General features: G+C 52.4%; 12 protein-coding genes. 7 read left to right on the plus strand and 5 right to left on the minus strand.

The window, feature by feature from the left end; all coding sequences use genetic code 11:
- Positions 1-6 precede the first annotated feature (6 nt).
- A complete protein-coding gene (locus tag ABJN86_RS00105) occupies positions 7-828 on the plus strand; it encodes an ABC transporter permease (RefSeq protein ID WP_348362909.1) in 822 nt (273 codons plus the stop codon).
- Here the strand turns inward: ABJN86_RS00105 and ABJN86_RS00110 are convergent.
- Positions 825-1,451, minus strand: coding sequence for an alpha-ketoglutarate-dependent dioxygenase AlkB (locus tag ABJN86_RS00110; protein WP_348362908.1), 627 nt, complete (start codon positions 1,449-1,451; stop codon positions 825-827). The two genes, ABJN86_RS00105 and ABJN86_RS00110, sit on opposite strands and share 4 nt — an antisense overlap.
- 207 nt (positions 1,452-1,658) lie before the next feature.
- Here ABJN86_RS00110 and dnaK point away from each other — a divergent pair, with 207 nt between their 5' ends.
- The 3 genes from dnaK (at position 1,659) to mutS (ending at position 7,601) form a co-directional block, all read left to right on the plus strand.
- Positions 1,659-3,578, plus strand: a complete 1,920-nt coding sequence (dnaK, locus tag ABJN86_RS00115) for a molecular chaperone DnaK (protein WP_348362907.1) — start codon at positions 1,659-1,661, stop codon at positions 3,576-3,578.
- Between the two features lie 88 nt (positions 3,579-3,666).
- Positions 3,667-4,812, plus strand: coding sequence for a molecular chaperone DnaJ (dnaJ, locus tag ABJN86_RS00120; protein ID WP_348362906.1), 1,146 nt, complete (start codon positions 3,667-3,669; stop codon positions 4,810-4,812).
- A gap of 170 nt (positions 4,813-4,982) precedes the next feature.
- The gene (gene mutS / locus ABJN86_RS00125; RefSeq protein ID WP_348362947.1) at positions 4,983-7,601 is read left to right on the plus strand and encodes a DNA mismatch repair protein MutS; all 2,619 of its coding nucleotides are present in this window, start codon (positions 4,983-4,985) and stop codon (positions 7,599-7,601) included.
- Here the strand turns inward: mutS and ABJN86_RS00130 are convergent.
- Both ABJN86_RS00130 and hrcA read right to left on the minus strand, forming a co-directional pair.
- The gene (locus ABJN86_RS00130; protein ID WP_348362905.1) at positions 7,587-8,138 is read right to left on the minus strand and encodes a nucleotide exchange factor GrpE; all 552 of its coding nucleotides are present in this window, start codon (positions 8,136-8,138) and stop codon (positions 7,587-7,589) included. The two genes, mutS and ABJN86_RS00130, sit on opposite strands and share 15 nt — an antisense overlap.
- 8 nt (positions 8,139-8,146) lie before the next feature.
- Positions 8,147-9,208 carry a heat-inducible transcriptional repressor HrcA gene (hrcA, locus tag ABJN86_RS00135; protein ID WP_348362904.1) on the minus strand — a complete coding sequence of 354 codons (1,062 nt, stop codon included), beginning with the start codon at positions 9,206-9,208 and terminating at the stop codon, positions 8,147-8,149.
- 94 nt (positions 9,209-9,302) lie between these two features.
- Between hrcA and rph the strand changes: the two genes are divergently transcribed.
- From rph to hemW, 3 genes are read left to right on the plus strand one after another with little or no spacing between them, the layout of a single operon-like run.
- The gene (gene rph / locus ABJN86_RS00140; RefSeq protein ID WP_348362903.1) at positions 9,303-10,016 is read left to right on the plus strand and encodes a ribonuclease PH; all 714 of its coding nucleotides are present in this window, start codon (positions 9,303-9,305) and stop codon (positions 10,014-10,016) included.
- A 4-nt stretch (positions 10,017-10,020) separates the two neighbouring features.
- The gene (gene rdgB, locus ABJN86_RS00145; RefSeq protein ID WP_348362902.1) at positions 10,021-10,629 is read left to right on the plus strand and encodes an RdgB/HAM1 family non-canonical purine NTP pyrophosphatase; all 609 of its coding nucleotides are present in this window, start codon (positions 10,021-10,023) and stop codon (positions 10,627-10,629) included.
- Positions 10,619-11,779: a radical SAM family heme chaperone HemW gene (gene hemW / locus ABJN86_RS00150; RefSeq protein WP_348362901.1), complete on the plus strand. Its 1,161-nt coding sequence runs from the start codon at positions 10,619-10,621 to the stop codon at positions 11,777-11,779. Before rdgB ends, hemW begins: the two co-directional genes overlap by 11 nt.
- A 4-nt stretch (positions 11,780-11,783) precedes the next feature.
- Here hemW and ABJN86_RS00155 read toward each other — a convergent pair whose 3' ends face one another.
- Positions 11,784-12,677, minus strand: coding sequence for a ParB/RepB/Spo0J family partition protein (locus ABJN86_RS00155; RefSeq protein ID WP_348362900.1), 894 nt, complete (start codon positions 12,675-12,677; stop codon positions 11,784-11,786).
- A complete protein-coding gene (locus ABJN86_RS00160) occupies positions 12,667-13,467 on the minus strand; it encodes a ParA family protein (protein WP_348362899.1) in 801 nt (266 codons plus the stop codon). Before ABJN86_RS00160 ends, ABJN86_RS00155 begins: the two co-directional genes overlap by 11 nt.
- Between the last annotated feature and the right edge of the window lie 3 nt (positions 13,468-13,470).

Consider the following 13,470-nt stretch of genomic DNA (forward strand, 5'->3'; position numbering starts at 1 on the left):
GCAAAAATGTTCCAGACCGAAGAACGTAACACGCACTTCCGTTCAGCCATCGGGCTGGCAGATCTGATCTTTGTCAGCACCGTTCGGCATGTCAGAAAATCACACCGCAATGCGATCGTCGGGCTAGTAATGAACATGATGACGACGGTTATCATGGTTGCTGCCTTCTATTTGATGTTTTCAGTTCTGGGATTGCGTGGAACAGCGATCCGCGGCAACTTCATCCTATACCTGCTTTCGGGCATCTTCTTATTCCTGACCCACACCAAGGCCGTCGGCGCGATCATGGGATCAGAGGGGCCGACATCAGCAATGATGAAACATGCGCCTATGAATACGGCTATCTCGATCGCGTCTGCAGCTTTGTCCGCGCTATACATCCAAACCCTTTCCGGCATCCTGATCCTGTTCATGGCTCACGTCATTTGGCAGCCCATCGTCATTGATAATCCGACGGGTGCGATTGGGATGTTTCTGTTGTCTTGGTTTTCCGGCGTGGCGGTTGGGATGGTCTTTCTAGCAATCAAGCCGTGGTTCCCCGGCTTCGCAACGATCGCTTCGACCATTTACAGCCGTGCCAATATGCTGGCGTCCGGCAAGATGTTTGTCGCCAACAACATGCCATCTTCAGTGCTAGCGTTTTTCGATTGGAACCCGCTATTTCACTGCATTGACCAATCACGCGGCTTTGCCTTCATCAATTACAGCCCGCACTTCAGCTCAGTCAGCTATCCGGTCATTGTTTCAATTACGCTGGTCATGTTGGGCCTCATGGGTGAATTCAAGGCACGCCGACACGCTTCCATCAGTTGGAGCGCAGGGCGCTAAGTCACCACACGAAGCGTTAAGTTTATCCGGCCACCTTTGGGTAACAGAGTAGATGTCCCCGAATTAATCCGGTCCACGCCGTGAAACTTGAGGCGGGCCTCGCCCCCCATGACCACCACATCGCCTGAACGCAGCCAGATGCTTTCGGTCTTGCCTCCTCGTTCCTGATTGCCCACCCTAAACAACGCCTCGTCACCCAAGGACACAGAAACGACTGGCCAAGAGAAATCCGCCTCATCTTTGTCTTGGTGCAACCCCATCCGCGCAGCTTCGTCGTAAAAATTTACAAGACAACAGTCCGGCGTACGTTCGGGCGCGCCAACCGCGTTCCAAATTTCCATGATTGATTTGGGTATATCCGGCCAACCCATCCCGCGTGGGTGCCTGTCTTGATAACGGTGACCGTTATTATCCGACACCCAACCAAGGCGGCCAGCAGAGGTCATTCGGACCGACATTTGTCTTCCCGTTGACATTGTCGGGGTAAATAACGGTGCCTTTCCAACCACAACCCTCAGATCTTCGAGCAAGTTTTGTTGTTTTTTCACATCCAAAAAACCCTCGAAGATTTCGAAACCTCGCAAGTTCAAACTAGGTGGATTTGGCGTTGAGTGCTGGCTCATTGATGCATCCATTCCACTTTAGGCCACGTTTCTCACTAATTTGAGAGATTCCATCCACCCAGCGCCTTGCAGCAACTGGGCCTCAGTCCTATATACCCTTCGAATTCCGATGGGGCTATGCCCCCGGTTCAATTTTGGGATCGGAGTAGCAGGGGCCAGTTTGGGTCTGCTCTCCTCAACATCGCCGCGACGAAAGGACCTAAGCTCATGGCAAAAGTCATCGGTATCGACCTTGGTACAACCAACTCTTGCATCGCCATCATGGATGGCTCTCAACCTCGCGTTATTGAGAACGCTGAGGGTGCACGCACCACACCATCTATCGTAGCCTTCACAGACGACGAGCGTCTGGTCGGTCAAGCCGCCAAACGGCAGGCTGTTACGAACCCTGAAAACACCATCTTCGGTGTTAAGCGCCTGATTGGTCGTCGTTCTGACGACAAGCACATCGCCAAAGACAAGAAGAACCTGCCCTTCGACGTCGTCGACGGTGGCAACGGTGACGCTTGGGTTGCCGCTAAAGGCGACAAATACAGCCCAGCGCAAATCTCTGCGTTCATTTTGCAAAAGATGAAAGAGACTGCTGAAAGCTACCTGAGCGAAGAAGTCACACAGGCGGTTATCACCGTTCCTGCTTACTTCAACGATGCTCAGCGTCAGGCAACAAAAGACGCCGGTAAGATCGCGGGCCTCGAAGTGCTGCGCATCATCAACGAGCCGACTGCTGCTGCGTTGGCTTACGGCCTCGACAAAAAAGAAACCCAAACCATCGCGGTCTATGACCTTGGTGGTGGTACATTCGACGTAACCATTCTGGAAATCGACGACGGGCTGTTCGAAGTTAAGTCCACCAACGGTGATACATTCCTTGGTGGTGAAGACTTCGACATGCGCATCGTGTCCTACCTTGCTGACGAGTTCAAAAAAGAGAACGGCGTCGACCTGACCAAAGACAAGATGGCGCTGCAACGCCTGAAGGAAGCGGCCGAGAAAGCGAAGATCGAGCTGTCCTCGTCGCAACAAACAGAGATCAACCAGCCGTTTATCTCCATGGACCCTAAAGGCGGCCAGCCGCTTCACATGGTTATGAAGCTGACACGCGCTAAACTGGAAAGCCTTGTTGCCGACCTGATCAAAGCGTCGATCAAGCCCTGCCAAGCCGCTTTGAAAGATGCGGGCCTGTCCACTTCTGACATCGACGAAGTCGTGTTGGTTGGTGGCATGACCCGTATGCCAAAGGTTATCGAAGAAGTTTCCAAGTTCTTCGGCCGTGAAGCAAACAAAGGTGTGAACCCTGATGAAGTTGTTGCTATGGGCGCAGCCATTCAAGCTGGTGTTCTGCAAGGTGACGTGAAGGACGTTGTTCTTCTCGACGTGACACCGCTGTCCTTGGGTATTGAGACCCTTGGTGGTGTGTTCACACGCCTGATCGACCGCAACACAACGATCCCGACGAAGAAGTCGCAAATCTTCTCGACTGCGGAAGACAACCAGAACGCTGTGACATTGCGTGTGTTCCAAGGTGAGCGTGAAATGGCTGCGGACAACAAAGTCCTTGGTCAATTCAACCTTGAAGACATCCCGCCCGCACCACGCGGTCTGCCACAGATCGAAGTGACCTTCGACATCGACGCCAACGGCATCGTTGAAGTTGGCGCCAAAGACAAAGGCACCGGGAAAGAGCAGAAAATCACGATCCAAGCGTCCGGCGGCCTGTCCGATGATGACATCGAACAAATGGTCAAAGACGCTGAAGCTAACGCTGATGCGGATGCTGAACGTCGCGAGTTGGTAGAAGCAACCAACCAAGCCGAAAGCCTGATGCACAGCACGAAGAAGTCGCTGGAAGATCACGGCGATAAGGTTGACGGATCTACTGTAGAAGTCATCGAGCTGGCCATGAAAGCCCTCGAAGAAACTATGGACTCTGAGGACGCAGGCAAAATCAAAGCCGGCATTCAGAACCTGACCGACGCGGCCATGAAGCTTGGTGAAGCAATCTACAAATCGCAGCAAGACGAAGCTGCGGCTGCTGAGCCAACCGAAGAGCCAGACGACATGCGCGGTGTAGACGAAGACATCGTTGACGCAGACTTCGAAGATCTGGACGGCAACAAGCGCGACTAATGTCCGCTAAGTCCTGACAACATAGACCGGCCCGACAACACGGGCCGGTCTGCATGTTTCAGGGATCGAGATTTGGGAAGGTTAATCCATGGCAAAACGTGATTATTACGAAGTTCTCGGTGCCGACCGTGGTGCTTCCGCAGACGAATTAAAGAAAGCTTACCGCAAGAAGGCGAAAGAGCTGCACCCTGATCGCAACTCCGACAACCCAAATGCGGAATCTCAATTTAAAGAAGCCAACGAGGCTTACGAGGTTCTAAAAGACGCCGACAAGAAAGCAGCGTATGATCGTTATGGTCATGCGGCATTTGAAGGCGGAATGGGCGGTCGTGGCCAACATCCCGGTGGCGGGAATGGTGATTTCTCATCTGCGTTTTCGGACGTGTTTGAAGACCTATTCGGCGACTTTATGGGCGGTGGCGGCCAACGTGGTGGGCGTCAACGCGCCACGCGCGGCTCTGACCTTCGCTACAACCTACGCATCTCGTTAGAAGACGCATTCGCGGGCATGCAAAAGGCAATCACGGTGCCCACTTCAATTGTTTGCAGCGGCTGTGACGGAACCGGCGCCGAAGGCGGCGCGGAGCCTCAAACATGCCCGACATGTTCCGGCATGGGCAAAGTTCGCGCACAGCAAGGTTTCTTCACGGTTGAGCGCACTTGCCCAACTTGTTCCGGCATCGGTCAAATCATCAAGAACCCATGCCGAACTTGTGGCGGCTCTGGTCGCGAGGAAAAAGAACGCGGACTTAGCGTCAATATCCCAGCAGGCGTAGAAACCGGAACCCGAATTCGTCTGTCCGGCGAGGGTGAAGCCGGCCTGCGTGGTGGCCCATCTGGTGACCTCTATATCTTCATCGAAGTCAACGAGCACGAGTTGTTCCAACGTGACGGCGTCGATCTGTACTGCCGCGTCCCGGTATCTATGGCCACTGCCGCAATCGGCGGCGATGTCGAGGTTCCAACCATAGATGGCGGGCGTTCGCGTGTGAAAGTACCATCTGGCAGCCAGTCCGGTCGCCAAATGCGCCTTCGCGCAAAAGGTATGCCTGCACTTCGCGGCGCCGGAACCGGCGACATGTTCATCGAACTTGCGGTGGAAACCCCTGTGAACCTCACGGGAAAGCAAAAAGAGCTGCTTCGAGAATTCGAAAAGCTGAGCGAAGAAAACAATCCATTGCTCAACAACTTCTTCTCAAAGGTCAAATCTTTCTGGGAAGACATGAAGAACTAAAAAGAAGCGTCCAAATCGGGCGCTACTTTTTTGTCTGGCCCAATGCGCGAAGATGCGTCCATGCTGATCCAACGGAATTCGTGCTTTCACCGCAGCCGCCAGACGATTAGAATTCATCCAACACACCGGAGGGTGAATACGTGACTGTCGCCAATGCATCTGTAACGCCAATGATGGCACAATATCTGGACATCAAAGCCCAGTACCCTGACGCTCTATTATTCTACCGCATGGGTGATTTCTACGAGTTGTTCTTTGACGATGCCGTCGCGGCTTCTGAGGCCTTGGACATCTCACTAACGAAACGCGGCAAGCACTTAGGTAATGATATACCCATGTGTGGTGTGCCCTTCCATGCAGCCGAAAACTATCTGCTAACTCTGATCCGCAAAGGGTTCCGCGTCGCCGTAGGCGAACAGTTGGAAAGCCCAGCCGAGGCCAAAAAGCGTGGCTCTAAATCGGTAGTGAAGCGCGACGTCGTACGTTTGGTCACTCCCGGCACGTTGACAGAAGACAGCTTGTTGGAGCCGCGGCGTCACAATTTTCTCGCGGCCTATTCAGAGATTCGCGGTGAAGGGGCAATGGCATGGGTGGATATCTCAACCGGCGACATGCGAACCGGCCCATGTTCCAAAATGCGCCTATCGCCAGAACTAGCGCGCCTTGCGCCAAGTGAAGTCTTGGTGTCAGAGCCGGACTTCGACGAGCTGAGCCCAATTGTCAGCGAAACAGGTTCGGCGATCACGCCCCTTAGCAGGGCCAGCTTTGACAGCACATCCGCCGAAAAGCGACTTATTAGTCTCTATTCAGTAGGTTCTTTAGATGCTTTCGGTAACTTCACCCGTGCCGAGATTGCCGCCCTTGGCGCTCTGGTAGATTATCTTGATATCACACAAAAGGGTAAGCTGCCTCTCTTGCGACCTCCTGTGCGCGAAGCAGCCAACCGCTTGATGCAGATCGATAGCGCCACTCGTCGCAATCTGGAACTGTCCCAAACTCTAAATGGTTCGCGAAAAGGGTCATTACTCGACACGATTGACCAAACCCTTACGGCTGGTGGTGGCCGCCTTCTTGATCGGCGGCTTTCAAGCCCGTCTACCGATCTGGACGAGCTGCAATCAAGGTTAGATGCTATCGAAGTTTTTTCGTTGGATTCGCAACTTCGGGGAGATTTGCGAGAAGCCCTACGGCGTGTGCCAGATATGGATCGCGCGTTATCTAGAATTGCTATGAACAGAGGTGGTCCACGCGACCTTGTCTCGCTCCGATCCGGTCTAGAACAGTGTCTAATACTGCATGAATTACTCCTAGGGCGAGAACTTGCATCATCCATCGAAGCCAATGCAGCTGATCTTGTTGGGCATGATGGGATATTAACCAAACTGCAGGACACCCTCGTTGCTGAACCCCCACTTCTGGCTCGTGATGGCGGGTTCGTCGCAACCGGTTACAATTCTGAGTTAGACGAAGTCCGGCAACTACGTGACGAAGGCCGCAAGGTCATCGCGGGTTATCAGGCGGAATATGCCGAAGAAACGGGCGTTACTGCGCTTAAGATCAAACATAACAATGTACTTGGGTACTTCATCGAAACCACGGCAGCACATGCTGAAAAGATGTTGGCACCACCGCATTCTGATCGCTTCATTCACCGCCAAACGACGGCGAATGCTATTCGCTTCACGACCGTTGAGCTGTCCGAGCTTGAGACTAAAATCCTGAACGCAGGTGGTCGCGCAACAGCTATTGAGCTTCAGGTCTTTGAAAACGTATGTGCAGAGGTTGTTGAGGTCAGCGCAAAGTTGTTTGCTGCTGCAGCCGCATTGGCGCAGCTGGACGTATTTTCGGCCCTGTCAGATCTTGCTGTGTCTGAAGACTGGGTTCGCCCAAATATAGACGATTCAAGAGCCTTTAATGTCGTGGGGGGACGCCATCCCGTCGTTGAAAAAGCCCTAAAGAACCAAGGCGCCTCGCCCTTTGTCGCGAACGGGTGTGATCTGTCCGCACAAAGTGGTGCATCTAGCATCTGGTTGCTTACTGGCCCGAACATGGCAGGTAAGTCCACGTTCCTACGTCAGAACGCAATAATCGCACTTTTGGCACAAGTAGGGTCTTATGTTCCAGCGGATCGCGCGCATATCGGCCTTGTATCACAGCTATTCAGCCGCGTGGGTGCATCCGATGATTTGGCCCGTGGGCGATCCACGTTTATGGTCGAAATGGTCGAAACTGCAGCGATCTTAAACCAAGCCGATGAGCGCGCATTGGTCATTCTGGACGAGATTGGTCGCGGCACTGCAACCTACGACGGGCTGTCCATCGCCTGGGCCACATTGGAACACCTTCACGCCGCCAATACGTGTCGCGCATTGTTCGCCACTCACTACCATGAGCTGACGGCACTTGCTGGCAAGCTACCAGGTGTCGAGAACGCCACAGTCACCGTGAAAGAGTGGGAAAGCGATATTATCTTCCTGCACGAAGTAAAGCGCGGGGCGGCTGATCGATCTTACGGGGTGCAGGTTGCGAAGCTCGCTGGTCTGCCACCATCGGTTATCGATCGTGCGCGCGTCGTTCTGGAACAGCTTGAAAAAGGGGACCGTGAGGGCGGCGCAAAGCCAAAGGCCTTGATCGACGATTTGCCCTTGTTCGCGACAACGCCCGCACCAGCGCCCATTGCCAAATCATCGCTTGCAGACGATCGGCTAAAAGAAGTCTCGCCCGACGAATTAACGCCGCGCGAAGCTTTGCAGTTGCTCTATGAGCTAAAGGACCTAAGCCGGAGTTGACGAAACGCCAACTTGCGCAGGCCGCAGCAAACGATCATGCAGAAGGAAGCCTTCGGCCATAACTTGAATGATATCACCAGCTTTGGTGTCTGGCAGCGGCGCCTCAAACATCGCTTGGTGAAGCTGCGGATCAAATCTGTCGCCAACTTCAGGCATCACTGCTTCGATCTGATGTTTGCCAAAGACGTGGATCAACTCACGAAGTGTCAACTCAACACCTTCAAAGACGGCTTTCGCCGCTTCACGTTGAGAATCATCAGCAGCATCCAAAGCTCGGCGAAGGTTGTCGTAAACTGGCAGCATATCCTTCGCCAGTTTGGACCCGCCGTAGCTTTCAGCTTCACGGCGGTCGCGCTCTCCACGCTTCCGCGTGTTCTCGACATCAGCCATTGTGCGCAAAAGGCGGTCCTTCAGCATGTCACGCTCTTCGATAAGCGCCTGTAGCTCGTCGTTTTCTTCCATAATATCTACAGTCTCTTCGGCCATCGCCTCCAAGTGATCTGTTTGGAAATCATCTTCTTTGTTCGCGTCAGACATTTGTACCTCTACCCACCGTCCGAAATAAGTTTGCCAACCATCTGCGCAGTATAGTTCACGATTGGGACAATGCGCCCGTAGTTCAATCGCGTTGGGCCAATGACCCCAACTGCACCGATAATCTTTCGATCAGAGTTCATATAGGGAGAGACCACCAAAGAGGAACCCGAAAGTGAAAAGAGTTTGTTCTCAGAGCCAATAAAAATGCGCACACCGTCGCCATCATCGGTCAATTCAAGGAATTCTGCGATATCACGTTTGCGTTCAAGGTCGTCAAACAGCGCGCGGACACGGTCTAGAGCTTCAGAATCTTCCGCATCCTCGATTAGATTCGACCTGCCGCGGACGATTAGGCGTTCAATTTGGTCCCCTTCGTTTTCCCAAACGGCCAATCCCATTTTGACAAGGTCTTGCGCCAACACATCCAATTCCTGCCGTCTTGACTGGATCTCCCGAGCTATTCGCCCTCGCAGCTCTGAAATTGTTGACCCTACCGCCAAGGCGTTCAGGAAATTCGCCGCTTCTCGCATCGACGACGGTGTTTGCCCGATTGGCGGGGTAAAAACGCGATTTTCAACATGCCCATCTGCAAACACCAACACGACAAGCGCACGGTCAGCCGCAAGGCTAACAAACTCGATGTGCTTGATTGGCGCTTCGTGTTTTGGTGTTAAAACAAGGCTCGCGCCCTGTGTTAGACCCGATAAAGCCGACCCAATTCGGTCTAGCATAACACCAACATCGCGATCATTGCTTCCTAGGGTTGCGTCCAACTTTTCGCGATCATGGTTCGTTACTTCGTCCACTTCCAGCAGTCCGTCGACAAACATCCGCAAGCCCGCCTGTGTTGGAATACGCCCGGCGGACACATGCGGGCTATCTAGCAAGCCGAGCAGTTCAAGGTCCTGCATCACGTTTCGGATTGTCGCAGCGCTCACGCTTTCGGTCAGGTTTTGCGACAAAGTACGCGATCCAACAGGTTCGCCGCTGTCCAGATACGATTCAACAATGCGTTGGAAAACCTCGCGGCTGCGGTCGTTCATTTGGGACAAGGTGTCTTCGCGGCTCATCTGCGTTCTTCTCTCGACTGTGATCGTGCTCAATGTGGCTTGCAACCAAGCGTATCACAAGGGTATCTGGACATGTTCCAACAGGAGAATTCACATGCGCCCATCCGGCCGTCAGCTTGACGAAATGCGATCAATCACAATCGAGACCAATGTCACCCGCCACGCCGAGGGGTCTTGCCTGATCAAATGTGGCGACACGCATGTACTTTGTACCGCATCAGTAGACGCGCGAGTTCCTTCATTTTTACGTAACTCCGGCCTTGGTTGGGTCACCGCAGAATACGGGATGTTGCCCCGCGCCACTCACACACGGATGAACCGCGAGGCAAAACGCGGCCAATCTGGTCGAACACAAGAAATCCAACGCCTTATTGGTCGCTCATTGCGTGCCGGTGTGGATCGTGTCGCTATGGGCGAACGTCAGATCGTCGTCGATTGCGACGTCATCCAAGCTGATGGCGGCACACGTTGCGCTTCAATCACTGGCGGTTGGGTCGCACTACGTCTGGCCGTCAATGCGTTAATGAAAGCGGGGGACATCACCACCGATCCGCTTACTGATCACGTCGCTGCAATTAGTTGTGGTATCTACGCTGGCCAGCCTGTTTTGGATCTGGATTACCCTGAAGACAGCGACGCTGGCACAGATGCCAACTTTGTAATGACGGGGAATCTTGGCCTGATCGAGGTTCAGGGCTCCGCTGAGGGGGCAACATTCAGCCGTGATGAGCTGAACAAGCTTATGGACCTCGCTGAGAAGGGCGTCTCGGAGCTGACAGCAGCGCAAAAAGCTGCGGTCGAGGGCTAGAAGCATGCGAAAGTTCACCGGCGATACCCTATTGGTCGCAACCCACAACAAGGGAAAATTGGAAGAGATTTCTGCCCTACTTTCCCCGTATGGGATCAAGGTAACCTCCGCCGCTGAACAAAACCTGCCTGAGCCAGAGGAAACCGAAACTACATTTGTTGGAAACGCTCGAATAAAGGCACATGCAGCTGCGGTGGCTACTGGCCTACCAGCTCTATCTGACGACAGTGGCATCGAAGTCGATTGCCTAAACGGAGCGCCCGGCGTCTACACTGCGGATTGGTCTGAAACGCCCACCGGACGCGATTTTGTGTTGGCTATGACTAGGACATATGACGAAGTCCAAAAAACCGGGGTTCCGGCGCCGTGGACTGCAAGGTTTTGCGCGACTTTGGTTTTAGCTTGGCCTGACGGACACGATGAAGTCTTCCCCGGCACTATGGAAGGTCAGGTCGTTTGGCCAATGCGCGGTGATGAGGGGCATGGGTATGACCCCATTTTTCAACCCAATGGATACGACATCACCTTTGGCGAAATGGATCGCTGGGAAAAGAACAAAATTAGTCACCGAGCCAACGCATTTCAAAAACTGGTAAAAGCCTTTGAGTCCTGAAAACTGGCAAAGAGCCGGCTTTGGCGTCTATGTTCACTGGCCCTATTGCCAAGCCAAATGCCCCTATTGTGATTTCAACAGTCATGTGTCCTCGAATGTGGACCAAAGCGCTTGGGTTAGAGCCTATATTAGCGAGTTAGATCGGCTGGCTGCACTGACGCCGGATCGAGTTGTAAGCAGTATTTTCTTCGGCGGCGGTACTCCCAGCTTAATGTTGCCCGAAACGGTTAACGCCATCATTGAGCAGATCCGCAAGAATTGGCGTAGCGCTAACGACGTCGAAATCACACTCGAAGCCAATCCCACCTCCGTAGAAGCCTCTCGTTTTGAGGGCTTCAAGCAAGCCGGTGTCAATCGCATCTCCATGGGGATCCAGGCCCTAAACGACACAGATTTGAAACAGTTGGGGCGCCTTCATTCGGTCTCCGAAGCTGAAAATGCATTTGGCACAGCCCGCAGTATATTCGAGCGGGTAAGTTTCGATCTTATCTACGCTCGGCAAGACCAAACAGCATCCCAATGGGAGGCTGAACTTACTCGCGCATTGAGCATGGCAGCGGACCACCTGTCATTGTACCAACTGACGATAGAAGACGGCACTGCGTTCGGTGATAGGTTTGCTCGTGGGGGCCTGAAGGGGTTGCCGAGCGAGGATCTTTCAGCAGATCTATATGAGATGACTCAAGATATAACAGAAGCCCATGGATTCTCGGCTTATGAAGTGTCCAATCACGCTAAGGTTGGTCAAGAGTCGCGTCACAACCTAATTTATTGGCGAGGCGGGGATTACGTCGGAGTAGGCCCTGGCGCGCATGGACGATTTGAAAGTAATGCGCAACGTATAGCTACCGAAACCCACCTAGCGCCGATCGACTGGTTAAGTGCGGTAGATCAACATGCGAGCGGGGAAAGCTTAGCCTCCTCGTTATCGTTAAAAGAGCAAGCGTTGGAATACTTGCTTATGTCTCTGAGGTTGACAGAAGGCTGCGATCTAGATCGGCTACATGAGCTTGATGGTAGTTTGATTTCATTGTTAAAAGTCAATGAATTAGCTGATTCAGGTCATCTAAAGGTTGAAGGTTCAAGAATGTATGTTCCAACAAAGGAGCGCATCTTGCTTAATTCTATTCTAGGTCAATTAGTGTCTTAAAAGGTCAGTTTCCGGCAAGAAGTCGGCACAACTCATCCAGTTGTTCAAAATCCTTGTAAGAAATAGTCACACTACCCCCTTCAGTTCCTTGAGTATGATCTACACTAACCGCCATTTTAAGTGTTGCGCTAAGATCGCCTTCTAATGCTTTGGTATCTGCATCTTTTGCCGGTTTAAGCTTCACTTTGGTCGGCTTGCTTGTTTCTGACCCCTGCTTTGCCAATCGTTCAGTTTCACGCACAGACAGGCCTTGTTTCACTACCTTCCGAGCCAATTCGCTTGGGTTTTCGGTCGTAATCAATGCACGTGCATGCCCAGTGGTCAAATCTCCCTGCCGTAGAAGCTGCACGACACCATCGGGAAGGTTTAGAAGCCGCATCAGGTTTGCGATATAACTTCTACTTTTACCCAGAGCGGAAGCTAACTGCTCCTGAGTGTGACCGAATTTATCCTGTAGCTGGCGATAACCTAGAGCTTCCTCGACCGGGTTTAGATCTGCGCGCTGAATGTTCTCAATAATAGCTATCTCGAGAACTTCAGTGTCGTCCAACTCGCGCAAAACAATTGGTACTTCATGAATTTGAGCTATCTGAGCTGCTCGCCAGCGACGCTCACCGGCAACAATCTCAAATCGTCCAGCATCCTTGGGATGAGCACGAACTATCAATGGTTGAATGATGCCTTTCGCGCGAATGGACTCTGCCAGTTCTTCCAAATCAGCTTTTACAAAATCGCGTCTTGGCTGATCGGGATTAGGTTCGATTCGCTCAATTGGAATAAGCTTATCAGACGAAACTACAGAGCTGTTTGCCTTTGCAGGAGATGCAACGTCAATGTCGGCCATCAGAGCCGAGAGGCCTCGTCCTAGTCCACGTTTTTCAGCCATTTTACGCTCCATTCTGTGGTAAGTGCCGTGCGAGAATCTCTGTCGCAAGCGATTTGTACGCGGTGGCGCCGAGCGAACTTGGGTCGTAGTTTATTACCGGTAGCCCATATGAAGGCGCTTCGCTCAGCCTAACGTTACGCGGAATCATTGTTTTAAATACGAGGTCTCGGAGGTTCTCTCGAACGTCGAGCTCCACCTGATGGCACAAGTTGTTGCGTTTATCATACATGGTAAGCACAACACCTTCCAACCTTAGCTTAGAATTCGCGGTTTCTCTAATCTCTCGTACCGACAGCATTAATTGGGACAGCCCCTCCAACGCAAAAAACTCCGCCTGCAATGGAACCAACACAGAGTCCGAAGCAACCATGGCATTCAACGTCAACAAGTTCAGAGATGGTGGGCAATCAATCAGTATATAGTCGAGATCCAAATTTTCTATGTCTGGTCCTGTCAGTGCATCTGATATCAGGTAAATACGCCTAGCAGTTGATACAAGCTCGATATCCGCCGAACTTAGGTCTGTATTTGCTGGGGAAATTGATAACCCTGGCACCGCAGTGTCTTTAAGAGCTTCGCTAAGCGGCATCTCATTCAAAAGAAGATCATAGGTCGATTTATCGCGACTTGTATGGTCAATACCAAGACCAGTTGATGCATTCCCCTGGGGATCTAAATCTATAATGGCTACCTTCAGACCTTTGGCGGCAAGAGAAGCGCCAAGGTTAATAGTCGTCGTTGTTTTACCAACCCCACCCTTTTGGTTTGCCACTGATATTATTCTGGGTCGGCTGTTCGCCATTTA

The sequence above is a fragment of the Litoreibacter sp. genome, from assembly GCF_039974535.1.
Taxonomy (GTDB): Bacteria; Pseudomonadota; Alphaproteobacteria; order Rhodobacterales; family Rhodobacteraceae; genus Litoreibacter.